Origin of the sequence: Actinomadura sp. NPDC049382 (assembly GCF_040677125.1) — a bacterium.
GTDB classification, from domain to species: domain Bacteria; phylum Actinomycetota; class Actinomycetes; order Streptosporangiales; family Streptosporangiaceae; genus Spirillospora; species Spirillospora geliboluensis.
The window spans coordinates 145,373-170,584 of sequence record NZ_JBFARO010000007.1 but is presented as its reverse complement, the minus strand read 5'-3'; the positions used below and the strand labels follow the sequence as shown (position 1 = coordinate 170,584).

The 25,212-nt window shown below is 74.1% G+C and carries 25 protein-coding genes; 8 read left to right on the top strand and 17 right to left on the bottom strand.

Annotated elements, in window-relative coordinates; translation table 11 throughout:
• Positions 1 to 22 precede the first annotated feature (22 nt).
• The 6 genes from AB0K34_RS07645 (at position 23) to AB0K34_RS07620 (ending at position 5,949) form a co-directional block, all read left to right on the top strand.
• Entirely contained in the window at positions 23 to 334 is a 312-nt protein-coding gene (locus AB0K34_RS07645) for a TetR/AcrR family transcriptional regulator C-terminal domain-containing protein (protein WP_240808569.1), read from the top strand.
• A 21-nt stretch (positions 335 to 355) separates the two neighbouring features.
• Positions 356 to 793 carry a nuclear transport factor 2 family protein gene (locus AB0K34_RS07640; protein WP_138641779.1) on the top strand — a complete coding sequence of 146 codons (438 nt, stop codon included), beginning with the start codon at positions 356 to 358 and terminating at the stop codon, positions 791 to 793.
• Positions 794 to 2,149: 1,356 nt separating this feature from the next.
• Positions 2,150 to 2,533 (top strand): hypothetical protein, encoded by a 384-nt coding sequence (locus tag AB0K34_RS07635; RefSeq protein WP_301175703.1) that lies wholly within the window; start codon positions 2,150 to 2,152, stop codon positions 2,531 to 2,533.
• A gap of 120 nt (positions 2,534 to 2,653) precedes the next feature.
• Positions 2,654 to 3,160 (top strand): NUDIX hydrolase, encoded by a 507-nt coding sequence (locus tag AB0K34_RS07630; RefSeq protein WP_301175702.1) that lies wholly within the window; start codon positions 2,654 to 2,656, stop codon positions 3,158 to 3,160.
• A gap of 445 nt (positions 3,161 to 3,605) precedes the next feature.
• A complete protein-coding gene (locus AB0K34_RS07625; RefSeq protein ID WP_138641776.1) occupies positions 3,606 to 4,004 on the top strand; it encodes a DUF3592 domain-containing protein in 399 nt (132 codons plus the stop codon).
• Between the two features lie 373 nt (positions 4,005 to 4,377).
• The gene (locus tag AB0K34_RS07620; RefSeq protein ID WP_301175701.1) at positions 4,378 to 5,949 is read left to right on the top strand and encodes a multicopper oxidase domain-containing protein; all 1,572 of its coding nucleotides are present in this window, start codon (positions 4,378 to 4,380) and stop codon (positions 5,947 to 5,949) included.
• Here AB0K34_RS07620 and AB0K34_RS07615 read toward each other — a convergent pair.
• Positions 5,943 to 8,153 carry a LuxR C-terminal-related transcriptional regulator gene (locus tag AB0K34_RS07615; protein ID WP_364546301.1) on the bottom strand — a complete coding sequence of 737 codons (2,211 nt, stop codon included), beginning with the start codon at positions 8,151 to 8,153 and terminating at the stop codon, positions 5,943 to 5,945. The genes AB0K34_RS07620 and AB0K34_RS07615 overlap by 7 nt on opposite strands.
• A gap of 120 nt (positions 8,154 to 8,273) precedes the next feature.
• Between AB0K34_RS07615 and AB0K34_RS07610 the strand changes: the two genes are divergently transcribed.
• Complete coding sequence (locus tag AB0K34_RS07610; protein ID WP_138639090.1) at positions 8,274 to 8,537, top strand: hypothetical protein; 264 nt, start codon at positions 8,274 to 8,276, stop codon at positions 8,535 to 8,537.
• An 8-nt stretch (positions 8,538 to 8,545) separates the two neighbouring features.
• Positions 8,546 to 9,574 (top strand): phosphodiester glycosidase family protein, encoded by a 1,029-nt coding sequence (locus AB0K34_RS07605; protein ID WP_138639091.1) that lies wholly within the window; start codon positions 8,546 to 8,548, stop codon positions 9,572 to 9,574.
• A 106-nt stretch (positions 9,575 to 9,680) separates the two neighbouring features.
• On the opposite strand, the gene AB0K34_RS07600 is transcribed toward AB0K34_RS07605, so the two are convergent.
• The 16 genes from AB0K34_RS07600 to AB0K34_RS07525 form a co-directional block, all read right to left on the bottom strand.
• Entirely contained in the window at positions 9,681 to 10,301 is a 621-nt protein-coding gene (locus tag AB0K34_RS07600) for a GrpB family protein (RefSeq protein ID WP_138639092.1), read from the bottom strand.
• Between the two features lie 202 nt (positions 10,302 to 10,503).
• The gene (locus AB0K34_RS07595) at positions 10,504 to 11,355 is read right to left on the bottom strand and encodes an NmrA family NAD(P)-binding protein (protein ID WP_171069234.1); all 852 of its coding nucleotides are present in this window, start codon (positions 11,353 to 11,355) and stop codon (positions 10,504 to 10,506) included.
• Positions 11,352 to 11,813 (bottom strand): nuclear transport factor 2 family protein, encoded by a 462-nt coding sequence (locus AB0K34_RS07590; protein ID WP_171069235.1) that lies wholly within the window; start codon positions 11,811 to 11,813, stop codon positions 11,352 to 11,354. Before AB0K34_RS07590 ends, AB0K34_RS07595 begins: the two co-directional genes overlap by 4 nt.
• 53 nt (positions 11,814 to 11,866) lie before the next feature.
• Positions 11,867 to 12,616, bottom strand: a complete 750-nt coding sequence (locus AB0K34_RS07585) for an SDR family NAD(P)-dependent oxidoreductase (protein ID WP_138639094.1) — start codon at positions 12,614 to 12,616, stop codon at positions 11,867 to 11,869.
• Positions 12,616 to 13,803: a lipid-transfer protein gene (locus tag AB0K34_RS07580; RefSeq protein WP_138639095.1), complete on the bottom strand. Its 1,188-nt coding sequence runs from the start codon at positions 13,801 to 13,803 to the stop codon at positions 12,616 to 12,618. The genes AB0K34_RS07585 and AB0K34_RS07580 overlap by 1 nt, the downstream gene beginning before the upstream one ends.
• On the bottom strand, positions 13,800 to 15,341 hold the full coding sequence (locus tag AB0K34_RS07575; RefSeq protein WP_138639096.1) for a long-chain fatty acid--CoA ligase: 1,542 nt from the start codon (positions 15,339 to 15,341) through the stop codon (positions 13,800 to 13,802). Before AB0K34_RS07575 ends, AB0K34_RS07580 begins: the two co-directional genes overlap by 4 nt.
• Positions 15,342 to 15,356: 15 nt before the next feature.
• Complete coding sequence (locus tag AB0K34_RS07570) at positions 15,357 to 17,237, bottom strand: ABC transporter ATP-binding protein (protein ID WP_240808210.1); 1,881 nt, start codon at positions 17,235 to 17,237, stop codon at positions 15,357 to 15,359.
• Positions 17,234 to 18,118: an ABC transporter permease gene (locus AB0K34_RS07565; RefSeq protein WP_205719462.1), complete on the bottom strand. Its 885-nt coding sequence runs from the start codon at positions 18,116 to 18,118 to the stop codon at positions 17,234 to 17,236. Before AB0K34_RS07565 ends, AB0K34_RS07570 begins: the two co-directional genes overlap by 4 nt.
• A complete protein-coding gene (locus AB0K34_RS07560) occupies positions 18,115 to 19,077 on the bottom strand; it encodes an ABC transporter permease (protein ID WP_240808212.1) in 963 nt (320 codons plus the stop codon). The genes AB0K34_RS07565 and AB0K34_RS07560 overlap by 4 nt, the downstream gene beginning before the upstream one ends.
• A gap of 5 nt (positions 19,078 to 19,082) precedes the next feature.
• Complete coding sequence (locus tag AB0K34_RS07555; protein ID WP_138639098.1) at positions 19,083 to 20,693, bottom strand: ABC transporter substrate-binding protein; 1,611 nt, start codon at positions 20,691 to 20,693, stop codon at positions 19,083 to 19,085.
• A gap of 31 nt (positions 20,694 to 20,724) precedes the next feature.
• Positions 20,725 to 21,876, bottom strand: coding sequence for an alpha/beta fold hydrolase (locus tag AB0K34_RS07550; protein WP_301175699.1), 1,152 nt, complete (start codon positions 21,874 to 21,876; stop codon positions 20,725 to 20,727).
• Positions 21,873 to 22,226, bottom strand: a complete 354-nt coding sequence (locus tag AB0K34_RS07545; RefSeq protein WP_138641893.1) for a DUF4286 family protein — start codon at positions 22,224 to 22,226, stop codon at positions 21,873 to 21,875. The genes AB0K34_RS07550 and AB0K34_RS07545 overlap by 4 nt, the downstream gene beginning before the upstream one ends.
• A complete protein-coding gene (locus tag AB0K34_RS07540; protein ID WP_138641892.1) occupies positions 22,223 to 22,693 on the bottom strand; it encodes a DUF3830 family protein in 471 nt (156 codons plus the stop codon). Before AB0K34_RS07540 ends, AB0K34_RS07545 begins: the two co-directional genes overlap by 4 nt.
• Complete coding sequence (locus AB0K34_RS07535; RefSeq protein WP_171069489.1) at positions 22,690 to 23,418, bottom strand: DUF4286 family protein; 729 nt, start codon at positions 23,416 to 23,418, stop codon at positions 22,690 to 22,692. The genes AB0K34_RS07540 and AB0K34_RS07535 overlap by 4 nt, the downstream gene beginning before the upstream one ends.
• Positions 23,415 to 24,191, bottom strand: a complete 777-nt coding sequence (locus tag AB0K34_RS07530; protein ID WP_138641891.1) for an SDR family oxidoreductase — start codon at positions 24,189 to 24,191, stop codon at positions 23,415 to 23,417. The genes AB0K34_RS07535 and AB0K34_RS07530 overlap by 4 nt, the downstream gene beginning before the upstream one ends.
• The gene (locus AB0K34_RS07525) at positions 24,188 to 25,120 is read right to left on the bottom strand and encodes a cyclase family protein (RefSeq protein ID WP_138641890.1); all 933 of its coding nucleotides are present in this window, start codon (positions 25,118 to 25,120) and stop codon (positions 24,188 to 24,190) included. The genes AB0K34_RS07530 and AB0K34_RS07525 overlap by 4 nt, the downstream gene beginning before the upstream one ends.
• Positions 25,121 to 25,212: the final 92 nt, after the last annotated feature.

The window sequence follows — 25,212 nt, the reverse complement described above, 5'->3', positions numbered from 1 at the left end:
CTGGCGCGCCGCCGCCACCGCCATGGCCACCGACCTGTACGTGCTCGGCAACGCGGCTGGCGCCGCCGCGACGGCCTCACTGACCCGCAAGCTCGACCAGGACGGCGGCACCGCCCACGAGCAACTCCACGACGCCATGGCAAAGGCCCACCAGATCGCCATGCACTACCCGCGTCTGCGCGCCCGCCTGGAGACCTCAGCGGCGGCCGACTACGCAGCCTCCCCCGACCAGACCTTCGAGTTCGGTCTCCATGCCCTCCTCGACGGTCTGAGGGGACGACTCGGCGGCCCGACAGCCGCCGGACGGGCCGATAGGGCCGTTGACCGGAAATGAGAACGCGTTACAGTTTCTGTCATGACCGCAGTCACTTGGGACGCGCCCGACGGTGACCACCCTGCGCGCCGGGCGGTACGCGCGGCGATGGCCGCGGCCGCCGACGGGCGCAAGCAGGAGTGGCTCGCCCTGTTCCGCCCGGACGCCGTCATCGAGGACCCCGTCGGCCCCTCGATGCTCGATCCCGAAGGCAAGGGGCACCGTGGGCCGGACGGGATCGAGCGGTTCTGGGACGAGAACATCGCCCGGGTGCGCAAGTTCCGCTTCCGGGTGAGCGACTCGTTCGCCAACGGACCCGCCTGCGCCAACGTCGTCACCATCACCGCGACGCTGGACGGCGGGACCACCATGACGATCGACTGCCTGACCGTCTACACGGTCGATGACGACGGCCTGATCACCTCGTTCCGCGCCCACTGGGAACCGGATCGAGTGATGGCCACTCTGACCTCGCCATAGGGCTCGGAGAAATCGGCATCGGGCCGTGCGTGCTTCCCCAGGAGCGCAGCGGCTCCCCTCACTGGCGGTCGTCCCGGACAACGCCGAGCCGACCGTCGCGCTCACGGTTATGCTCACCGCAAGGCGGCGGCGGGCGACATCTTCGCCCCGCGCCCCTCAGGCATCGAGTGCACCGTTCGCCTGCTGCGTCGAAGAACCGGCCACCCTGAACCGGCCCGCCCAGCCCCTCGGCCGACCGAGGAGCCGGAACGGCCGGAGATGCTGCCCGCCGACCTCCGCGCCCCGCGGCGGCCGGGCTGATGTCCGCACTTCTAATCCGTAGGTTGTGGGTTCGAGACCCACACGGCGCACCAGCACTGACGAGGGAAAATGCGGGATTGTCCGGCTTATCCACCGCCCGACATGTTCCGGTTTGCCCCGTGGCGGCCCGGCGGCTCAATTCGGGCCCCGCATCCGCCCTGGTAGCGCCTCGAAACCCAAGTTCCGCACTTTCCTAGGCAGGGCCCGCAGGGAGAGGTGACGGACGATGACGGCATCGGTGGGATCCAGCGCCAGGGCGGATCCGGCGCGGCTCATGGCGATGCTGACGTGCGCGGCCGAGTCTAGGAGCGTCCAGCGTTGCGGACGCAGATGAACCGCACTTCGGGCACTCGGGCCCACTCGGGGTCGTCCTGAACTACGGGTTCGCCGCGCTGATCTACCTCCTCATCGCCCAACTCGTCACACGGACGCTGGACCGCCCCTGACCCGAGACGCCGACCTCGCCCCACGCTGAGGTACAGCACTGTCGGGATGTCCGGCCCGCCGATGCTGCTTCCGTTGGCGGTCAACGCGGAGGACACATGTGACGCTTCGGACTTCCAGGGCGCTGGAGTAGTAGACGACGGCCACGGACACCCCACCTCTCCGGGCCGTCGGCGGGGTGCTCGAACGGACTGCGAGCGCCCCGTGGCGCAAGCCCCGCCCCTATGCCCCCGATGGGGCGGGGCTCTGCCCAGCCCCAAGGCAGAGGCGCCCGACCCCGCCGGTCCCGGGCAAGAGCGCCATGACGGCTGTTGGCGAAACGGCGGGTGACGGGATTGGGGTTATGGGCAGGCATGGACGCGCGGCCGAAGCCTCGGTGACGCTGGCCGGGCGGTACCGGCTGATCGAGCCGGTCGGCCGGGGCGGCATGGGCGAAGTGTGGGCCGCCGAGGATGCGGCGCTGAGACGCATGGTGGCGGTCAAACTACTGGACCCCGCACCCGTCCCCGACCGGCCCGCGAGCACGACCCGTGCGGACGCAGCGGACACCACGAGCGAACGGGTGTGGCGGGAGGCCCGCGGCGCCGCGCGACTGGCGCACACCCCAACGTCGTGCGGATCTATGACGTGGCCGCCGATGGAGACCGGCGACCTGCTGCCGGCCGACATGGCACCCTCAAGCTCACCGACTTCGGCATTGCCAGCCCCACGGACATGCACTCCCCCGCACAGGGAACCGAACCGGCTCCAGGCGTGATCATGGGAACCGCCGGCTACCTGTCTCCCGAACTGGCCCGTAAGGTCCCGCCCAGCCCCGCCGGCGACACCCAGGCGGACATGCTCCGGCGGCACCTGCACGACACTCCCGTCCCGCCCGGTCGGCTACGCCCGCACGTGCCCGTGGAACTGGAGCGGGCGGTCCTGCGGCTTCTGGTCAAGGACCCTGCGGCGCGCCGACGAGTTCTGGCTCCACGTGATCACCGCGGGCACGGTTGATCACGGATGAAAGCGCCCCCTCCTGCCTCAGGAGTGCCCGTAAGGCGTGGCGGTTGTCCTGTCCGGACAGGTCAACGTCAGGTAGCTCGACGTGGACTTCTTGTCCGTGGAGCGCTCACGATGGACGGTATGGACGCGGCCTTGGCTTCAGATAAGAAGACCGGGAATGCGCTGACGGCGTTCCTGCCGGCCGCGCGCGTCTTCGGCGTGCCGGACGACGCACCGATGCCCGCGGCTTTGGCCGTGGTCTGGTCCGGCCGCCACTTGCTCTTGGTCTTCGACCGCTTCCGTCAACAGTGGGAACTACCGGGCGGCCGGATCGAACCTGGCGAGGCACCCCTCCAAGCAGCCGTGCGGGAACTGCGCGAGGAGAGCGGCCTGCGTCTACCGACCCTCGCCCTCGCCGGGTACGCGCGCTTCCGGCTCGCAACCCCACCCCATGACGAATACGCCGCCATCTGCGCCGGCCACGTCACCAGCCGCCACCACAACTTCACGCCCAACCAGGAGATCAGCGCCATCCGCTGGTGGGACGCGACCCGCCCGCCTCCCGCCGATATCCAGATCCTTGACGCGACCCTGGCGCAACGTACCTGCCGCTCGGGGAGAGCCGCTCCGCCTCAGTAAGTTGTACCGACGTGCAAGCCCTTCAGGCCAGGCGAACTGGCGACTTGTTGAGCACGGGTGCGGACGCGCCGGTATGAGCCAGTGCCGTCTCGATGACGGCACCGTTGAAGGTGAACCGGTCGACGACGGCGGCGCACAGTCGGCCGCGATCGTCCGCTGGTCGGGGCGGTGCTGATGGTGGAACAGATCGACGAGTGGACCGAGGCTGTGCGAATGCAATGATACGCCGAATGGCGCGCGACCGCCGCGACATCTGCCTCCGGCGGCCGGCAGGGCTCAGGACCCGCGCGGCCGAAGGCCGGCAAGGAGTTTGAGAAGGGCGATCGCCGAGTCGGGACGCTGAGGCGAGGCCCAGGTGTCGCCGGTTGCGCCACAACTCCCTCCGGTCGAGGTGCGTCCTACTTTCCAGCGAACGAAGAGCCGCCGAGACGGAGGATGCAGCGACATGGGTTTGGGTTTCGTTGTGTGCGCGACGAGCGGGACGGTGGTTTTCCTGATCGGACTGCACAACGCCCTACTGGTTCGGCGACTACGACAGCACGGGATACGCACCAGCGGCCTCGTCGTCGACCAGACGCGCGAGAGCACCGACTCGGGGCACTACTGGAAGCCCGTCATCTCCTTCACCGACCAACACGGACACACTGTGACCTTCCAGCCCGGCGTGGGCGGCAAGGGGTATGAGCTGCCGACCGGGCGGGAGGTGCCCGTGGTCTACCTGGCGGACAATCCGGAGAAGGTCAAGGTGGACATGCGGCGGTTCACGACCTCGCAGGCGTTGTACCTCATGTTCTTTGGATTGGTCTTCTTGAGTGTCGCCGTCGCGATCCTGATGGCAGGTTGACTCGGGCGACTTCGCCACCACCGGATCGCCGCCCTTAACGGACGGACCTCTGCACTCCGGCACCTCGTGGCTCCAAACCCCGACACCACCGCAGGCTGCTGCCGTATCCACCCTAAACGTCGTCCGAGCTACCCGGGGGCTCGGAGCACCCACCTCCATCATCTCAACCGCGCGCTGCACACGATCGTGCTGGTTCGCACCCGCGTCGCCCCGTCGACGACGGCTTACATCCAGCGACGCGTCAGCACGACGAGAATGGCAGCCTCGGCCAGTAGCGGCAGGCCGCGGTGTAGAGCGGGCGTGAGGGGTTTGAGGGGGGCGGTAAGGCATTCGCCGGACGCTGGGCACGGCGCCGGGATCCGATGATCGCCGTATGACATCTGCCAAGGACACGGCCCCCGGCGTCGAGCGGCGTGCGGCCGGGAAGAGCCGGCGCGGCATCGGCCGGCGAGGACTGCTCAAGGCCGCGCTCATCGGTGTGCCCGCCGTGGTCGCGGGGGGAGGCGGGGCAGCCGGGGTGCTGTGGGCCAAGGCCGATGTGAACACCGTCGGGCAGGTCCGGTTCCGCAACCGGCTGGCCGTTCCGCCGCTCGCGCCGTCCCGCGTGGACGGAGACGGGCGCCGGGTGTTCCAGTTGCGGGCGGCGGCGGGCAGGACGGTGTTTCGCGGCAGGGCGACGCCGACCTGGGGGTACAACGGCGGGTATCTCGGTCCCACGCTGCGGGCTGCTCGGGGCGAGACGGTGTCCGTCAACGTGACCAACGCGCTGCCGGAGACGACATCGGTGCATTGGCATGGGATGCATCTGCCCGCCGCCATGGACGGCGGACCGCACCAGCCGATCCGGCCGGGCGGGACCTGGGCGCCGTCCTGGACGATCGACCAGGCCGCCGCGACACTGTGGTACCACCCGCATCCGCACGGCCGCACGGCCCTGCACGTGTACCGGGGGCTGGCCGGGCTCTTCCTGGTGGACGAGCCGGGCGCGGGCCTACCGGACAGGTACGGCGTCGACGACATCCCGGTGATCGTGCAGGACCGCAATCTCGGTCCCGACCACCGGTTCGACGAGGGTCAGCCGCTGATCGGCGGGCTGGGGCTGATGGGCGACACCATCCTGGTCAACGGCACCTACGCGCCCTTCCTGCCAGTGGTCACGCGGCAGGTGCGGCTGCGGATCCTCAACGCGTCCAACGCGCGCACCTACCGGTTCGTGATGTCGGACGGCAGGCCGTTCATGCTGGTCGGCACGGACGGCGGACTCCTGCCGGCGCCGCACGAGACCGGCCACGTGCAGTTGTCGCCGGGCGAGCGCGCCGAGATCGTGGTGGCCATGCGGGCCGGTGAGCGGGCGGTGCTGCGCAGCCGCCGGCCCGAACTCGGCACCGACGCCTGGACGAGCCGGTTCAGCGGCGGCGATGACGCGTTCGACGTGCTGGAGCTGCGCGCCGCCGAGCGGCTCGCCGTCTCCCCCGATCTCCCGAGCACGCTCGCCGAGGCACCGGGCCTGGTGACGCATGGCGGCGTGGACCGGACGTTCGTGCTGTCCGGCTACCAGATCAACGGCAAGAAGATGGACATGTCCCGGATCGACTTCGGGGCGGCCAGAGGCGTCACCGAGATCTGGGAGCTCTACAACCAGGACGGCAAGCCGCACAACTTCCACGTCCACGCGTCGCGCTTCCAGGTGGTCGCCGTGGACGGACATGCCCCTCCGCCGGAGCTCCGCGGGTGGAAGGACACGGTCTACGTCAAGCCGAACGGCAAGGTGCGCATCGCCGTGCGGTTCGACGTGGCTCCCGACCCGGCCACGCCGTTCATGTTCCACTGCCATCTGCTGTACCACGAGGATCAAGGAATGATGGGGCAGTTCGTCGTCCTCGGCCCGGGGCAGCGGCCCGCGGCGGCGACCGGGCGGGGCGACCGGGGAGCGCACCATCACTGACCGTCGAAGAGCCGGAGGCGGTGGGCCGTCGCGGCGGCCTCGCCCCGGGAGGCGGCGCCCAGTTTGGCGAGGATGCGGGACACGTGGACGCTGGCGGTCTTCGGGCTGATGAACAGCTTCTCGGCGATCGCGCGGTTCGAACTGCCGGCGCTGATCAAGCGGAGCACCTCCAGTTCGCGGCCGGTGAGGCCGAGCCGCTCGGCGGGGGCGGCGTCCGGGGCGGGGCCTCCGCCGAGGTCGAGGTGGGCGGCCCGCGCGAGCAGCGTGATCTCCTCGGTGAGGGCCTGCGCGCCCAGATCGGCGGCCTGCCGGACGGCGGTGCGCAGCAGGCGGGCGGCCGTGTCGCGGTCCCCGGACGCGGCGGCGGCCTCGGCGGCGCGCAACCGGGTGTGGGACGCGGCGAGCGAGTCGCCGGCCGCGTCCCACGCGGCGACCGCCGCCGCCCAGGACGCGCCCGGCGCGACGGCGCGTACCGCGGCGTACTCGGTGGCGTAGGCGGTGCAGAGTGCGCCGTCGGTGGGCAGCCGTTCGGCCAGGTCGTCCAAGTGCAGCGGGTCGCCGCCCGGGTCGCGTGCTTCGACGCGGGCGCCGTCCACCAGCAGCGGCCACAACTGCGCGGGGGTGAGGGCGGGGGCGCCGAGCGCGCGGGCGACGGCATGGCGGGCGTCGGCGGTGCGGCCGTCGTGCAAGGCGATCCGGACGTCGAGCCGGTCGACGGGGACGCTCTCCCAGCCCTGCGCGGGACCGGTCAGTGAGCGGGCGAGCGCCAGGCTCTCCCGGGCCATGCCGGCGTCGCCGCGGGCGAGCGCGATCTCGCCGCGCAGCGCGTGCAGAATCCCGCCCGGGCCGCCGGGCGGGTCCAGGTCGAGAGCGGTGGCGATCTCGGCCTCGGCGTCGGTCCAGCGGCCGGTCGTGGTGAGCGCGGCGGCGAGGCGGAAGGCCAGCAGGGCGCCGAGCGTGCGCGCCGGTCCGGCCGACCGGATGGCGCGCAGGCCCCGGCGCGCGGCGCTGATCGCCTCTTCGTGGCGTCCCAGGGCCGCGAGCACCTCGGCGCGGTTGAGGTGGACGCGCGCCGTCTGGACGGTGCCGTCCGGGCCGCCGGTCGCGTCCAGCGCGGCCAGCGCGTCCCCGTAGCGGCCGAGTTGCGCCAGCACGGTCGCCGCGGTGGTGGACGCGTTGCTCAGCAGCCGCCGTTCGCCCAGGTCGGAGGCGATGCGCATCGCCTCGGCGGCGGTGTCGCGGGCGCGTTCGGGCAGCCCGCGCAGCATGAGCCCGGCCGCGACCAGGTCCAGGACCCTCGCGCGGGCGAGCGGGGCGGTGTCCGCGCCGGCGAGGGTCTCCAGGGCCTCGTCGAAGGCCGTGAGCGCGCCGTCCCGGCCGAGGTTGTGCAATGCCATGCCGCGGTGCCCGTGGAGGAGGGCGGTGCGGCCGGGGTCGATCTCCTCCACCAGTTCCCGGTCGGCGAGGTCGAGGACCCGCAGCGGTTCGCCCGACCAGCCGGCCGCGGCGAGCGCCTTCTCGACGACCTCGAACCGTTCCGGTGAGCCGTCGCGGGGCCACAGGTCCAGCGCCCGCATCAGGAGCTGCGCCTGTTCGGCCTGGGCCTCCATCGCCTCGGCGGCGTCGGCGGCGCGCAGCGACGCCGACCGCGCCCGCTCGGTGTCGCCGGCCTCACCCCAGTGGAAGGCGGTCTCGGCCGCGGCGCGGCCCGGTTCGGTGAGCCCGGGCTCGCGCTCCAGCGCGGCGGCGTAGACGCGGTGCAGCGCCGTCCGCTCGGCCGGGAGCAGGTCCCCGGCGACGGCCTGGTGCATCACCGAGTGCCGGAAGGCGTACCCGTCGCCGTCGGCGACCAGCACCTGCGCGTCGGTCGCCGACCGCAGCGCGGCCACCAGGTCGGGCTCGGCCAATCGGGCGACCTCCGCCAGCAGCCGGTGCGAGACGCGCGTCCCGCCGGCCGCGGCCGTCCGCACCAGGTCGCGGGCGTCCGGCGGGAGCTCACCGAACCGGTCGAGCAGCAGGTCGCGCAGGCCGCCGGGCAGCCGCGCGTCCTCGGTCCGCGCCAGCTCTCCGGCGAAGAGCGGGTTGCCGCCGGACGCCCGGTAGACGCGGTCCACCAGCGCGTCCGGCGGCCGCCCGCCGCTCAGCGCGGCGAGCAGCTCGGCGGTCTGCGCCCGGTCGAACGGCGGCACGTCGATCCGCCGCACGGAGGGGAGCCGTTCCAGCGTTCACTGGCCTTCTACAGCGGTCTGGCTCACGCGCGCATCGCGCTGGGCCGCCCTCGCGGGCGATGCACGGTGCGGTTCTCCTCGGTGGACAATGTGCTCGTGACCCGCCCGCGGGACGTCCCCGTCGGAATCGAGGCGGTCGGCGACGTCGGCCAGGTGCTCCTGGACGACCGGCCGGCGGGCGCGGCGGGCGGCCGCCGGCACCGGAGCTCCGGCTACGAGCGCGCGCTGGACCGCTACCTGATCCTCATCTCCGCGGCCGCGTCGTCGCTGACGATCGGCGCCCCGAGCCCGCGGCCCGGGCATCGCCCGGGCCGCCCCGCCGGCGACGGCACGCCATGGCACGGTGGGAACCCATCATGATCGTCCGGATGGAGAGTGCTGCGCCGGAGGCGGGCCGCCTCCGGCGGTGGGGCCCGCGAGCGCGGCGGTGGCGGTGGCTCGTCGCGCTGACGCTGACTCCCGTGGTGGCGGCGTCGGTGGCGGTCGCGGTGGCCTATGCGAAGGGCGGCTGGTACGGCGTCAACGTGATGCTGCGCCGCGGCGCCAACATCTGGGTGGACACCGCCCCTGACGACTCGCGGCTGTCCCCGGGGATGCGGCTGTCATTGGCCGGGCGGCGCACGCCCGATCCGGCCGAACCGGTGCGCTGGCGGCAGGCCGCCGCGGGCCTGGACGTCGCCGAGCTGCCCGTCCGGGTGGGCGGGCAGCGCGTGGACGCCCTGCTGCTCAGCCGGATCGACCCGGCCCGGTACCGGTTCCGGGTGCTCAACCGCCCGGCGGGCGACCGGGACGTCGGCGACTGGATGTCGGCCACCGGCGCGTCACTGGTCGTCAACGGCAGCTACTACGCCCGCGACGGGCACGCCGACACCCCCGTGGTCAGCGACGGCCGCAGGCTCGGCCCCGCGTCCTACCAGGCCTCGCACGGGGCGTTCACGGCCGGCGGCCCGGCGGGAGCCCGGCTGGTGGACCTCGCCGGCCTCGACTGGCGGTGGGTCACGGACGGCGCGCGCCAGGCGATGGTGTCCTACCCGATGCTGCTGGGCGCCGACGGGCGCGCCCGGACCCTCGGCGCCGACGAGCGATGGCTGGCCAACCGCAGCTTCCTCGGACAGGACGGCGACGGGCGGATCATCGTCGGGACCACCCGTGACGCCTACTTCTCCCTGCCCTCGCTCGCCGCGTTCCTGCCCAGGGCCGGGCTCGGCCTCCGCCTGGCCCTGAACCTGGACGGCGGACCGGTCGCCTGCCAGAAGGTCTCCGCCGGCGGGTACCGGCGGGAATTCTGCGGGCGCTACGAAACGGCCGTGCACGACGGCCGGCTTCAGTTGCTGCGGCCGCTGGTCGACTTCCGGCGCCCGCCCCTGCCGATGGCCCTGGTCGCCGTCCCACGCTGACCAGCCCGCCCGCGCCGGGAGCGGGTCGAACGCATCGTCGTGGGGCGCCCGCATGACAATGAGAGGGAGCGGGCGGCCCCGCCGGGGCCGGTGGGCCGTAAAGCGATCAGGCGTCGGTGGCGGACGGGCGCCAGCCCGATTGGCTCCACCGGTCGGCCTCGCGCAGGATCGCCCACACGCAGTCGCCCTTGGCATCGGCGTAGTCGTCGACGAATTCCCAGTCGCGGGCGGCCAGTTTCCGCTTGACGTCCTCGTAGCGCCGCCGGGCGGCATTGTTGACGCGCAGGTAGTCACGGAAAAGCAGGGCCTGCTGCTGGCTGACGCAGCCTTCCCGGCGGACGTGGCAGTTGACCGAGAGATCTCCGCGCCGGTTGAACAACCATTTGCGGTAGTCGATGCACCAATCGCCGAGCCACCGCAGCCCGGTGGACTCCACCGCGTCGATGAGCGCCTCCGATTCCCCGATGTGCTCGCGCGAGGGGCGCTCGACCGGCTCGTCGGGGGCGACCAGGTCGGCCCGGGTCCAAGGGCGCAGGTCGCGCACCGACACCTGAACGTCGATGATCGGCTTGGCCGCGATTCCGGGGACCGAGGTGGAACCGATGTGGTGAACACCCGTCAAACGGTCGCCGAGTACGGGTTCCAATGCCGCGCGCAGGGCCGATCCGACCTCTAGGAAATCCGCTTTCCATTGCGGGTTGTACGGCTCAAGAATGATTTCTGGCATTCAACGAACTATACACCTGCCGAGCCTCGGTTCATGTCGCTCGGATAGGCGGCGGAATGCCCATTTCTCGACGCCCGCACGGCCCCGGCCGACGGCCCGCCGTCAAGCCATCGAGCAGGGGCCCTCCCGCCTCATCGGTGAGGCGGCCGAGGCCGCCTGCATTCCCGACGTCCGCGTTTCCGGACGGCCGAGCGGGTGGTCTCTACGACCATTCCGCCCTGTGGTCGCCGACGAACTGCTCGAACGCGATCGGCGGGCGTCCGGTGAGGTCGCGCACCTCGCCGGTGACGCGGTCCTCCGCGCCCCGGCGGACCAGCTCGTCCGCCCCGAGGAGCGTCTCGACGAACGCGGCGGGGACGCCGGCGGCCGCCATCGCGCGCCGCCGCTCGTCCGGCGGGACCGGCACATGCCGGACCGGGCGGCCGGTGGCGGCGGTGATGGCGCGGGCCGCGTCGGCGTAGCCGAGAGCCTCCGGGCCGGTGAGCACGTGATCGGCGTTCGTCGGCCGGTCGGCGAGGAGCACGGCGGCCGCCGCCCCGGCGACGTCGGCGGCGGAGATGAACGCCATCCGGCCGTCGCCGGTCGAGGTGACGATCTCCCCCGTCGCGCGGATGCCCGCGGCGGTCGGGTGCGCGCCGATGAAGTTCTCCATGAACCCGGTCGGCAGCAGCACCGACCATTCGGGCATCTCCCGGACGACGTCGCGGACGCGGTGCAGCCCCCGCGCGCTCGCCGGGAACGCGCTGGAGTTCAGCAGGACGGCCCGGCGCACCCCGGCCGCGCGGGCGGCCTTCTGGAGCGCCTCGACCAGCGGCGCGGGGTCGGCGTCGAGCGGCGGCGGGACGAGGTACATGCGGTCGACGCCCTCGACGGCCCGCGCGTAGGTGGCGGGGTCGTGCCAGTCGAACCGCACGTATTCGCCGGGCGCGTCCGGCGCGGGCGCGTGCCGGGCCGCGATCCGGGCGTGCGCGCCCGCGGCGGACACCAGTGCCGCGACGCGCGACCCGGTCTGGCCGGTCCCGGCGGTGACGAGGATCCGCAGCGGGTCCGTCATCGCGCCGCCCGCCCGCGCAGCGCCTCGACCAGGGCGTCGAGCGAGCCGGTGGCCTTCGCGGTCTCCACGGGGCTCCAGTAGTCGCGGAACTCGTGGATCTCGCCGTCCCGCACCCGCAGGATCCACACGTAGGACGTGGTGTACGGCTGCCCGGTCTTGACCGTGGTGCCGCGCGCGGTGACCTCGGCGACGATCACCTCGGGGTCGGCCGTCTCGTGCACGCGCAGCGACGGGTAGCTCTCCACGACCTGGTGGTCGGTGTAGCCGGACACGTACTCGCGGAGCCGCTCGCGGCCCTCGATCCGGCGCCACGGCTCGTCGGCCGCGAACGGGATCTCGATCAGCGTGCCGGCGGCGAACAGGTCCGCGAAGTCCATCATGGCGCCGCGCCTGAGCAGGTCGAGGGCCGTGTCGAGCACCGCGCGCGGCGAGGTTCCGGCGCTTTCGTCGCGGGACATCTTCGTCTCTCCATTCCAGTCGTTCGGCATTGCGTGCTCCCAAGGGGCGAGGGTCAGCGCGGCGGCATCCGCAGGGCGGCGTCGAGCCGGATCACCTCGCCGTTGAGCATGGGGTTCTCGACGATATGCACGGCCAGCGCCGCGTACTCGTCCGGGTGCCCGAGGCGGCGCGGGTGCGGGACGGACGCCGCGAGCGCGGCGCGGACGCCGCCGGGCAGCCCGGCGAGCATCGGCGTCTCGAACGTGCCGGGGGCGATGGTCGCGCAGCGGATCCGCGCGTCGGCGAGGTCGCGCGCGGCGGTGAGGGTCAGGGACACGACCCCGCCCTTGGACGCCGCGTACCCGGCCTGGCCCACCTGCCCGTCGTAGGCGGCGACCGAGGCGGTGTTGACGATGACGCCGCGCTCGCCGCCGGTCTCGGGGAGGCCCGCCATGGCCGCGGCGCTCAGCCGCAGCACGTTGAACGTCCCGACGAGGTTGACCTCGACGGTCCGGCGGAAGTCCGCGAGGGAGTGCGGGACGCCGTCGCGGACGATCCGCGCGGCGGGGGCGATCCCGGCGCAGTTCACGCAGATCCGCAGCTCGCCCTCGTCCGCGGCCTGCCGCACGGCGGCGGCGACCTGGTCCTCGTCCCTGACGTCGCCGGGCACGAAGCGCAGGCCGCCGCCCTCGACGGCGGGGCGCGCGCCGGGCAGGTCGAGCACGTAGACCGTCGCGCCGCGCGCCCGGAGGGCGTCCGCGGCGGCGCGGCCGAGGCCGGACGCGCCGCCGGCGACCAGCGCGGCGGCGCCGTCGATCCGCATCAGGGCTCCCTCCGGTACACGGTGACGACGGCGGCGCCGCCGAGGCCGATGTTGTGCTGCAGCGCGGTCGAGGCGCCCTCGACCTGGCGCTCCCCCGCCGTGCCGCGCAGCTGCCAGGTCAGCTCGCAGCACTGCGCGAGGCCGGTGGCGCCGAGCGGGTGGCCCTTGGAGATGAGCCCGCCGGACGGGTTGACGACCCAGCGCCCGCCGTAGGTGGTGGCCTCGGTGTCGACGAGCCGGTGGCCCTGACCCTCGGGCGCGAGCCCGAGCGCCTCGTAGGTGATCAGCTCGTTGGCGCTGAAGCAGTCGTGCAGCTCGATCACGTCGACGTCCTCGATCGCGACGCCCGCCCGGTCGAGGGCGAGCCGTCCCGCCCGGCGCGACATCTCCGCGCCCGCGACCGCGATGCAGCCCTCCTCGAACGACGCCGGGGTGTCGGTCACCAGGGCCTGCCCGGTGATCTCCACGGCCCGTCCCCAGAGCCCGTGCCGGGCGACGAAGGACCGGGACGCGAGCACGGCCGCGCCGGCGCCGTCGGACGTCGGCGAGCACTGCAGTTTGGTCAGCGGCGCGTGGATCATCCGGGAGTCGCGGATCGCGTCGAACGAGTACTCCTCCCGGAACTGCGCGTAGGGGTTGGCGACCGAGTGCTTGTGGTTCTTCCAGGCGATCCAGGCCAGGTGGTCGGGGGTGGAGCCGTACTTCTCCATGTGCTCGCGGCCGGCGTTGCCAAAGATCGCGGGCGCGAACGGCGTCTCCTCGGGCGGGCGCAGCGCGTCCATCCGGTCGAGGTGCCGGCCGAGGGGGTTGGCCCGGTCCTCGTACTTCATGGCGAGGGAGCCGCGCTCCATCTTCTCGAACCCGACGGCGAGGACGCAGTCGGCGAGCCCGCCGCGGACCGCCTGCCGCGCCAGGTACAGCGCGGTGGACCCGGTCGAGCAGTTGTTGTTGACGTTGACGACCGGGATCCCGGTCAGGCCCAGCTCGTAGACGCCGCGCTGGCCGGACGTGGAGTCGCCGTAGCAGAAGCCCGCGAACGCCTGCTCGACGCGCTCGTAGGGGACGCCGGCGTCCGCCAGCGCCCGGCCGCCCGCCTCGCGCACCATGTCGGGGTAGTCCCAGTGTCGGGCGCCGGGCTTCTCGAACCGGGTCATGCCGACGCCGATGACGAAGACGCGTTCGGTCACGATGTGCTCCTCGGGGACGCGTAGCGGTCGCGCAGCTCGCTCTTGACGACCTTGCCGCTGGGGCTGCGCGGGATGTCGGGCGTGAACTCGATGCGCCGGGGCAGCTTGTACCGGGCGAGCCGCGCGCCCAGCGCGGCGAGGATCTCCTCGCGGCTCGGCTCGCGGCCGTCGGCGGGCCGGACCACGGCCACGACCCGCTCGCCCCAGGTGTCGTCGGGGACGCCGAACACGGCGGCGTCGGCGACGTCCGGGAGCTCGGCCAGCACGGCCTCGACCTCGGCCGGGTACACGTTCTCGCCACCGGTGATGATCATGTCCTTGACGCGGCCGACGACGCGGTAGAAGCCGTCCTCGTCGCGGACGCCGATGTCGCCGGTGTGCAGCCAGCCGCCGGCCAGGGTCTCGGCGGTGGCCTCCGGCCGGTTCCAGTAGCCCTTCATGACGTTGGGGCCGCGGACGAGGAACTCGCCGGGCTCGCCCGGCGCGGCGTCGCGGCCGTCGGCGCCGACCAGCCGGACCTCGCTGAAGAACGACGGCAGCCCGACCGTGCCGGCCTTGTCCGCGGCCCGCTCCGGCGGGGTGATCGTGATCAGCGGCGTCGCCTCGGTCATCCCGTACCCGGCGCAGACGCGGACGCCGCGCTCCAGGTACCGCGCCTGCAGCGCGGCGGGGACGGGCGCCCCGCCGGACACCACCAGCCGCAGCGACCCGAGCCGCGCGGCGGCGAAGGACGGGTGCCGCGCCATCTCGACCAGCATGGTCGGGACGGCGAACATCGTGGTGATCTCCCGCTCCCCGATCAGCCGGAGCACCCGTCCCGCGTCGAAGGAGTGCTCCAGCACGGCCGTCGCCCCGGCCAGCAGCGCGCTCAGCGTGGTGACGTTGAGCCCGCCGATGTGGAACAGCGGCGCGACGACGAGGGTCCGGTCGTCGGCGCGGGTCTCGAAGGCGAGCCCGAGCCCGTGGATCGAGGCGAGCAGGTTGGCATGGGTGATCATCGCGCCCTTCGGCCGGCCGCTCGTCCCGGAGGTGTACATGATGAGCGCGACGTCCTCGGCGCCGACGTGGTGCTCGGGCTCGGCCCCCGTGGCGCCGGCGGCCTCGGTGACGAGCTCGCCGTGCTCGTCGCCGGGCGCCCGCAGGTAGCGCCGGCAGGGCAGGTCGTCGCGGATCCCGGCGAGCACGCCGTCGAAGGCCGCGGCGTGGACGAGGGTGTGGATCCCGGCGTCCTGGATCAGGAACCGCAGCTCGGGCCCGGTCAGCCGGTGGTTCAGCGGGACGAAGATGGCGCCGAGCCGCGCCGCCGCGTAGAGGGTGAGCAGATAGTCCGGATGGTTCAGGCCGAGGTGGCCGACGCGGTCGCCGCGCCGCACGCCTCCCTCGGCGAGCGCGGCGGCCAGCGCGTCGATGTGCCGCTGGAACGCCGCGTAGGTCCAGCTCCGGTCGCCGAAGACCAGCGCGGTGCGGTCCGGGGAGAACTCCGCCCGGCGGGCGAACCACCGGCCGATCCCCTGGTCGCGCGTTGAGGACTCGTACATGGCAGGCTCCTTCGCTCAGCAGGGGTCGTCCGCGCCGCCCGGGTCGGCCGGGCCGCGGTGCGGGATCGACGCGATCAGCTCGCGGGTGTACGGCCGGCGCGGGTCGTCGAGAACCGACGCCGTCGGCCCGGACTCGACGACCTCGCCCTTGCGCAGCACGTAGACCCGGTCGGTGATCTGGCGGACGACCGCCAGGTCGTGGGTGATGAACAGGTAGGCCAGCCCCAGCTCGGCGCGCAGGTCGCGCAGCAGCGTGAGGATCTGCGCTTGGACGGACACGTCGAGGGCGGAGACGACCTCGTCGCAGACGAGCAGCCGGGGCCGCCGCGCGAGCGCCCGCGCGATCGCGACGCGCTGCCGCTCCCCGCCGGACAGCCCGGCGGGGCGGCGGCGGGCGTAGTGGGCGGGCAGCCCGACCAGTTCCAGCAGCTCGGCGGCGGGCGGCGCCGCCCCGCCCCGGCCGCCGCCGAGCCGGGCCGCCTCCCGCAGGGTGCGGCCGATGGTCAGCGCGGGGTTCAGCGACGAGTAGGGGTCCTGGAAGGCCATCTGCGCGATGCCGCGCAGCCGCGCCAGGTCGGCCTTGGCCATCCGCGCGCCGACGGTCACGCCCCCGACGGTGACCGTCCCGGACCCGGGCCGCTCCAGGCCGACGGCGATGCGCCCGATGGTGGTCTTGCCCGACCCTGACTCGCCGACGAGCCCGACGCTCTCGCCCTCGGCGATCTGGACGGTGACCCCGTCGAGGGCGGTGGTGGCGGTGCCGCCGCGCCGGGGCGGCGGGAACACCTTGCGGACGTCCCGGAGCACGGCCAGCGGCGCGGCGGCCGGTGCCACGGCCTCCCCGTCCACGGCCGCGCCGTCCGCCGCGCCCTCTTCCACGGCGGCCCGGCGCAGCGCGGCCAGCTCGTCGCCGATCTCCCCGGCGCGCACGCAGCGGGCCGCGTGCCCGTCCGCCAGGTCCAGCAGCGGCGGCAGGCCGCTCTCGCAGGCGTCGGTCCGCCAGTCGCAGCGCGGCGCGAACGGGCAGCCGTCCGGCCGCTCCCCCGGCGCCGGGACCGCACCCGGGATCCCGGCGAGCTCGTCGAGCCGCCGGTCGGCCGGCGGCTCGGCGCGCAGCAGCCCGAGCGTGTAGGGGTGCCGGGGCCGCTCCTCCAGGTCGCGCGAGCGGGCCGACTCCAGGACCGTGCCCGCGTACATCACGTGGACGCGGTCGCAGACGCTGAAGGCGACGCGCAGGTCGTGGGTGATGAGGACGAGCCCCATCGAGTGCCGGACGCGCAACTCGCCCAGCAGGTCGAGGATCTGCTTCTGCGTGGTGACGTCCAGCGCGGTGGTCGGCTCGTCGGCGATGAGCAGGCGCGGGCGCTCGGCCACGGCGGCGGCGATCGCCACGCGCTGGCGCATGCCGCCCGACAGCTCGAACGGGTAGCGGTCGGCCACGGCCGGGTCGTCGATCCCGACCTCGGCGAGCCGCCGCACCGCCTCGGCGCGGCGCTCGGCGGCGGGCGGCCGGCGCCCCCGCCCGTCGCGCAGCGGCTCGACGATCTGGGCGCCGCACCGCTCGATCGGGTTCAGCATGGTGAAGGGGTCCTGCATGACGAGGGCGAGCTCCCGGCCGCGCAGCCGGTGCCGCCGGCGCCCGCCGAGCCCGGCCAGCTCCCGCCCGCCGTAGCCGATCCGCCCGGCGGCGCGCATGCCGCCGGGGAGCAGGTCCAGGACGGCGCGGGTGGTCAGCGACTTGCCGCTGCCCGACTCGCCGACGAGCGCGACCGCCTCGCCCGGCGCGACGTCGAGGTCGACGCCGGTGGTGATGGCGACGGGGCCGCCGGGCCGCTGGAGGAGCACCTCCAGGTCGCGGACGCGCAGCTCGCCTCCGCCGGTGACGGGTGCGCTCACCGCTCCGCCCTCCGCCGCTCCAGCCGCCGGTAGCCCCAGTCGCCGAGCAGGTTGGCGGCGACCACGGTGCCGACGAGCGCGATGCCGGGGGCGAGCGCCGCCCACACGTTCTGGAAGACCTGGACGCGGTTCTCCGCGAGCATCCGGCCCCAGTCGGAGGAGCCCGGCGGGACGCCGAGCCCGAGGAAGGACAGCGCCGACAGCTCGACCATCCCGTAGGTGAAGCCGAGGAACACGGTCGTCACGAGCATTGCCTCCAGGTTGGGCAGCAGGTGGCGGAGCATGATGGTCCGCGGCGGGACGCCGAGCGTCTCGGCCGCCTCGACGTAGGGCAGCCGGCGGTGCTCGATGACGGTGGCCCGCAGGATCCGCAGCGCGGTGGGGGTGTTGAACACCACGAGCACCGCGATGGCGAGCGGGTAGCCGCCGCCGAACAGGCCGACGACGACGATGGCCAGGATCAGCGCCGGGATGGCGTAGACGAGGTCGGCGGCGCGCCCGATGAGGTCGTCCAGGCGGCCCCCGTAGTAGCCGGCGGCCAGCGCCAGCGCGGTGCTCAGCACCGCCGTCGCCACGGCCACGATCGCCGGGCCGAGGATCGCGCTGCGCGCCCCGGCGACGACCCGGGACAGGATGTCGCGGCCGAGGTCGTCGGTGCCGAGCAGGTGGGCGGACGAGGCCCCCTGGAGCGCCTCCTCGGCCTGGATCCGGGCGGGGTCGAGCGGGGCGAGCACGGCGGGGACCGCCGCGCACAGCAGCACGACCAGCAGGAACGCGATGCTGAGCGCGACCGACGGCGGCATCCGGTCGCCGCGGCCGCGGCGGCGGGCGCGGGCCCCGGCCGCAGCCGGGGCGGGCGCGGCGCCCTTCGCGGCGCTCACGCGCCGGAGGTGCGCCCGGTGAGCCGGACGCGGGGGTCGAGGGTGAAGTACAGCAGGTCGACGGCGACGTTGACCGCGACGATCGACGCGGCGATCAGCATGGTGACTCCTTGGACGGTGGGGACGTCGCGCTCGTTGATCGCCTTGACCAGGAGCGCTCCGACGCCGTTCAGGCCGAAGGTCATCTCGACGAGCAGGCCCCAGGAGACGAGCCCGACGAGGATCGTCCCGCTGCGGGTGACGACCTGGATGCCGGCGTTGCGCAGGACGAACCGCCCGATGATCCGGCGGTGCGGCAGGCCGCGCGCCCGCGCGAAGGTGATGTGGTCCTCGCGCAGCACCTCCAGCACCCGGGTGCGGGTGATCTGGAGCATCGCGGCGGTCCCGGCGATGGTGAGGGTCGCGATAGGCAGGACGAGGTGCAGCGCCCGGTCCGCAGGGTCGTCGCCGTCGCCGAAGACGGGCAGCCAGCGCAGCTTCACGCCGAACACGGTCAGCAGCACCAGCGCGGTCACGAACGTCGGGGACGCGGCGCCGAGGAGCCCGCCGCCGACGACGAGGCGGTCCAGGGGGCCGCCGGCGCGCAGCGCGGCCAGCGTGCCCGCGGCCGTGCCGATCACGGTGATGAGGGCGAACGAGACGAGGACGAGCGGGCCGGAGACCTGGAGCGCCTCGCCGATCGCCTCCGTCACGTCCTGCCGGGTGGTGAAGGAGGTGCCGAAGTCGAGCCGCGCGGCGCGTTCGAGGAACCGGCCGTACTGGACGGGGAGCGGGTCGTCGAGGCCGAGCGAGGCCCGGATCTCCCGCTGCTGCTCGACGGTGGCGAACTTGCCGCCGACGGCCTGCTCCGGACCGCCGGGCGCCAGGTGGACGAGCAGGAACACCGCGATGGTGACGAGCAGCAGGACGGCGGCGGCGGACGCGACGCGGCGGGCGAGGAAGCGTGCGAGGACGGGCATCGCGCTCACGCCCCCGCCGGGTGGAGCTGGTCGGGCCAGCGGTTCATCCACCAGTAGGCGTTGAATCCGGTGAACCTGTACTGGTCCTTCAAGGCCAGATACAGGTTGGGGTAGGCGACGGGGAGGTAGGGCAGCTCCCGCGCGCCGCGGGCCAGGACCTCCAGCGACAGTTTCGCGCGGGCGGGGTCGCCGGCCTTGAGCCGCGCGCCCTCGTCCAGCAGGGCGTCGATCCCGGCGTCGCGGTGGTCGGCGACGTTGGTGAAGCCGTCCGGGCGGCTGTTGCGGCTGTGGAACACCAGGTCGGGGACGTTGAGGACATCGGGGCTGCCCGCGCCGAAGTTGTCGATGCTGAGCCCCTCGGTCTCGTGCTTGAGGTAGACGGCGTTGGTGTAGGTGCCCTCGTCGGCCTCCCGCACCTTGACGTTGATGCCGATCTTCGCGGCGCTCTGCGCGACCGTCTGGGTGATGGACGACAGGCTCGGGTCGCTGGGCAGGACGAGGACCGTCACGTCGAGCCCGTCCGGCCGCGACGACGCGGCGAGCTCACGCCGGGCGCGGGCGAGGTCGTGGGCGGGCAGCAGCCGGTCCAGCTCCGCGTAGGCGGCCTGGACCTTCGCCTCGGGCATCGTGCCGGAGAAGTTGGCGGGCGGGGCGGGCGCCGCCGCGGGGACGGCGCCGTGCATCACGTCCCGCGCGATCGCGGCGCGGTCGACCGTGTGCGCGAACGCGCGGCGCAGGTGTGGATCGTTCCAGGGTTCCTTTCCGGCGCTGAAGTTGAACTTGTAGACGGCGGCGTCGACGACCTTGGTCAGCGTCACGTCGCGGAGGTCGGAGAACGACGCCAGGTGGGTGTTGGGGACGTTGAACACGACGTCGATCTCGCCGGCCTGCACGCCGAGCAGGAGGCCGTTCTTGTCGAGAACCTGGGCGTCGATGCGGCCGGCGCGGGGCACGCCGCCCCAGTACCGCTCGTTGCGGGTCATGAGCACGCGCGAGTAGGGCGTCATCGTCTCGAACCGGTAGGGCCCGGTGCCCATGTTGAGGACGCCCGGAGTCCCCAGCCGAGGGCCGTGGCGCCGCGCGTAGGCGGCGCTGAACACCCCGGTGCGGGCGACGGTGTAGACGAAGTCGGTCTGGGGGCGGTGCAGGTCGACGACCACGACGTCGGGGCGCTCGGCGCGGACACGGGCGACGGTCGTCCAGTAGGAGCCGGCCGCCGAGTCCGAGCCTTTGGCGAAGTGCGCCTCGAAGGAGGCGACGACGTCGTCGGCGGTGAGCGGCGAGCCGTCCCAGAACCGGACGCCCGGCCGCAGCCGGAACACGTGCCGGGTGGGTTTCGGCTGCTCGTGGGACAGGGCGAGGTTGGGGCGCACGGCGCCGTCCGGGCCCAGCAGCATCAGCGGCTCCAGGCCCAGCAGGACGACGCCGAGGATCGGGCCGACCGCACGGGTGGTGTGCAGCCGGTCGGGCAGCAGCGGGACGCTGACGGTGAGGGCGCCGAGCGCGCGGCCGGACGCCCGCCCGCACCCTGCGAGCAGCCCGCCCGCCGCCAGGGCGCCCCCGGCGGCCAGCAGGCCGCGTCTTGTCATGCGGTGGGGCTCGTCGAAGATGGTCACTGTCTCTCCTTCGCCGGGGTGGGGCGCGTCTTCAGGCGCGCAGGCGCGTGTCGAGCCAGTCGCAGATGTCGCGGTGGGCGACGGACAGTGCGTCGAGCTGGCAGTGCGTGCAGCCGGGGGTGCCCGGCGGGTAGGTGATGAGGCGCTTGTCCTCGTGCCCGACGGCGTCGAACGTCCGGTGGGCGACCTCAAGGGGCACCAGCACGTCGCTCTCGCCGTGAAGGATCAGCACCGGGCAGCGGATCCGCTCGGGGACGCCGCGCAGGTGGAACCCCGCCACCCGGGCCGGGAGCCCGGCCGGGTCGTCGAGGCCGAAGAGGGCCTGCACCTGGCGGGCGCGGCCGGCGAGCGGCCCGCCCGGGGCGAGCTTGGCGGCGTCGATGCCCTCGCTCGCGCCCCAGACCACGCAGGCGCGCAGCCGGTGCTCGAACGCGGCGGCGCGGGTCGCGTAGTAGCCGCCGAGGCTCGACCCGATGAGCCCGATCCGGTCCGGGTCGACGCCGTCGCGGCGCTGGAGGAAGTCGACGGCGGCGGCCACCGGCACCTCGGAGTCGTGCCGGGCGTGCACGCCGCGCCGGCGCGCCTCGCCCTGGCCGGGCCCGTCGAAGAGCAGCACCGTGTAGCCGCGCTCGCCGAGCGCGCGGCCGATCTTCAGGTACATCTCCTCGGCGAACGCGTCGATCCCGCCGATGACGGCCACGGCCGGCCCGGGGCCGTCCGCGCGGAGCGGCGGCACCAGGTACCCGGGCAGCGTCGTGCCCTCGTAGGGGATCTCCACCGCCGCCACGGGCGGGTCGGTGACCGCCATGGCGGCGCGGAAGCAGCGCCGCGCGGCCTCGACGCCGGGTGGCGTCCCGGCGCCGCCGATCGCCCGGAGCTGCCCGGAGATCCGGTGGTAGACGGACGCGCGCAGCCACGCGTCCCGCGCGGTGACCGGGTGGCCGCCGGCGTGGGCGGCGCGGGCGTCGCCCTCCACCGCGTCGGCGAGCGCGGAGAACCCGGCCCGCCAGGCGCGCTCGTCCCCGGGGGGCAGGTCCCGCGCGACGGCGTGGACCTCGCTGAAGTCGGCGCCGCCGACGTAGATGTAGCCGAGCAGCCGCATGAACTGCGTCGACCACTCCAGGTCGTCCGGCCAGTAGGCGAACGCCCCGAAGCCGGCGGTGGCGTCCCCGGGCCGGCTCATGACCGCGCCTCCGCGCGTCCCGCGCCGCTCTCCGCGCGTTCCTCCGTGCCGCTCTCCGCGCGCCGCCCGTACACGCGCACGGTGGCCTGCACGTGCGGCGCGAACCGGGACCAGCCCCGGCGGCGGCGGAACTCGGCGCCGTCGAGGACGGCGGGGTCGTCGATCTCGTACAGCGACAGGTACCGGCGGCCGCCGCCGGCGGCGGAGACGTAGCGCTCCCCCGACACGAAGCCGGGGCAGCCGGCGATCTCGGGCAGGTGGACCTCGTCGTACCAGCGGTTCCAGTCGTCCTCGACCGACTCCTCGACCGTCACGTCGACGACGAGCAGCCAGCGGGCAGCGGTGTTCATGCGCCCTCCTCGGCGGCGAGGCGGAGGGCGCCCGCTCCGTGGAAGCGGCGCCTCCGCCCGAAGGCGGCCAGCCCTTCGAGGTTGTCGGTCACCTGGCCGAAGACGGTGACCGTGTTGGGTCCGGAGGGCAGGCGGCACTCGGCGTCGCCGTAGACGACGCAGATCTCCCCGTACTTCCCGTCCCAGGTGAGGTCGCCCGGCCGGACCAGGCGGACCGCGTTCTCGGCCGCGCCCGCGGCGAGGCCGAAGGTCTCGGTGGCCATCAGCATCTCCCCGCTCCACGCGGTGTTGACGACTTGCGTCCGCAGCGGCAGCGCGGCGCGGACGGCGGCGGCGGTCCGCGGCACGCCCTCGTCGTAGAGCAGGACGCCCGCGGACCCGCCGTCCCAGCTCAGCCGGGCGCGGGCGGTGCCGCGCCGGAAGTCGTTCCAGGTGCGCTGGAACCACCAGCCGTCGGCCTCGCTCATGCCCGCGCCCCCTCGTCCGTGCGGCCGGCCCCGTCCGCGGGGTCGGCGTCGATGCGGTTGACGACCCGGTGCAGCGACACCGACCAGTCGGTGACCGCGTCCGCCCAGTGCTCCCAGGCCGCTTGGCCCGCCTCCCGCCGGCGGCGCAGCGCCCCGGCGAAGTCGTCGGGGTCGTCGACCTCGTACACGGCCCAGAACCGGTGGCCGCGGCTCCCGAGGTCGCGGTCGTGCGGGGCGAGCCGCAGCCGGACGGCCCGGTGGAAGCCGGGATTGGCGAGCAGCTCCGGGACGTGCCGCTCCTCGTACCAGGTGTGGAAGTCGCGCTCGTCCCGGTCGGTCGGCAGGTCGACGTCGGCGGTGACGATCGCCCAGTGCGCTCCCTGCGCGCCGTCGCGCGAGCGGGTGCTGAGCAGCGTCCGGTAGGTCCGCTCCCAGTTGAGCAGCCACGTGTCGACGTACCGCTGCCACGGCCCCCAGGGCGGCGCGGCGTCGAGGACGCGGTTGAACTCGTCCACGCCGTCGACCTCGTAGACCGCCGAGTACCGCTGGGGCCGCGCTCCGACGGCGCCGGGGTGGTCGAGCCGCCGCAGCAGCCAGCAGCGGCGGAAGCCCGGCTCGGCCACGTACTCGCGCTGGTGCTCCTCGGCCCACCAGCGGACGAACTCGTCCTCCCGCGCACCGGCCTCCGGCGCGACGTCGGCGCGTACCACGGTGAAGATCGTCATCGCACCCGCCCGGTCTGGATGTGGGACGTCGGGTAGCCGCCGTCCACGGTCAGCGTCGTGCCCACGACGAACGCGGCGTCGTCGGAGGCGAGGTAGGCGATCGCCCGCGCGATGTCGTCGACGGTGCCGAGCCGGCCCGCGAGGGTCGCGGACTCCAGCCGCTCGACGCGGCCGGGCTCGGCGCGCAGGTGCTCGTTCATCGGGGTCGCGGTGAAGCCGGGCGCGACGGCGTTGACGCGGACGCCGCGCGGCGCGAGCTCGACCGCGAGGGTCCGCGCGAGCCCGTCGACGGCGCTCTTGGTCATCCCGTAGGCGGCCTGTCCGGCCATGCCCACGTGCCCGGACACCGACGAGACCAGCACCATCGAGGAGCCTTCGCCCATCAGCGGCGTGAGTGCCTGCGCCACCAGGAACGGCGCGCGCGCGTTGACGGCCCACATGCGGTCGAGTTCGGCGACGGAGATGTCCTGGAAGGGACGCGGCCCGAAGACGCCGGCGCTCTGCACCAGGACGTCGAGGCGGCCGGCGGCCTCGCCGACGCTCGCGGCGAGCGCCCGGATCGAGCCGGCGTCCTCCAGTTCGGCCTCGAACACCCGGTGCCCGCGGCCGGAGTCGGCGAGCAGGTCCTCGTGCGCCGCGGCCGTGCGGCGCGCGTCGCGCGCCACGAGGAGCACCCGCGCGCCCTCGCCGGCCAGCCGCCGCGCGACGCCGGCCCCGATCCCCGAGCTGGCGCCGGTCACCAGGGCGACCCGGCCCTCGAAACGGCCGCTCATACGATCGCCACCGGACGCACCATGGAGCCGGTGGCCCCCCGGACCCGCAGCGACAGGCAGAGGAACAGGAACTCGCTCGCCTCCGCCTCCGCGAGCTGCTCCAGGTAGAGCAGTTCGGCGATGTGCACCCCGGCGCGGGCCAGCAGCCGCACGTGGACGGGGAGGAACGGCCCCGCGTCGCGGGCGGGGAAGCACTCGACGTTCTCGGTGTCGGCGCCGACCAGCACCGCGCCCGCGTCCGCGAGCGCCTCCGCCGCGCTCAGGTCGATCCCGGCGCCGAAGTGCGCCCCGCGCCGCTCGGCGCCCGCGTCCCACACCGACATGTAGCCGGTGCGGATCAGCACCGCGTCGCCGGGGCGCAGCTCGACGCCCTGCCGCTCCGCGGCGGCCCGGACGTCCCCGGCCGTGACGCGCTCGCCCGCGGGGAGCGCGCCGACGCCGCGGAGGGCGGCGATGTCGAGCAGGACGCCGCGGCACACGAACGGGGGGATCGAGGACGCCTCCGCGCGCACCGGGCCGTGGTCGCCGAGGTGCTCGGCCTCGGTGCCGCCGCCGTACCACTCCTCGCCCTCGGTGATGTGGCACAGGGCGTCGACGTGCGTGCCGGTGTGGGTGGAGGCGGCCATGAACTCGGTCATCACGCCGGTGGGCGCGCCCTGCGCGTCCGGCCGGCCCGCGGGGCCGTCGATCCGGCCGCCGCGCGGCGTCCGGTAGGTCGTCATCACGAATGGCGGGTGCGCGTCGAGCACGGGCATCCCGGCCCAGCGCCCGGCGTCCAGGTCGAAGATCCGGCCGGTGCGGGGCATCGCGAGGGCGGCGAGCACGTCCTCCGGGCGCTGCCGGCAGCCGCGTCCCAGCTCCTCGGGCGCGTAGTCCACCCCGGGGAGGGCGCGCTGGCGGAGCACGCCGCCGGTGTCGGTGGCCGTCATGCGGCGCCCCCGGCGGCCTTGACCGGGGCTCCCGGGGCGCTATATCGTCCACATTGCGGGCAATTAGTCTGCATAGCGGACAACGTAGGTCG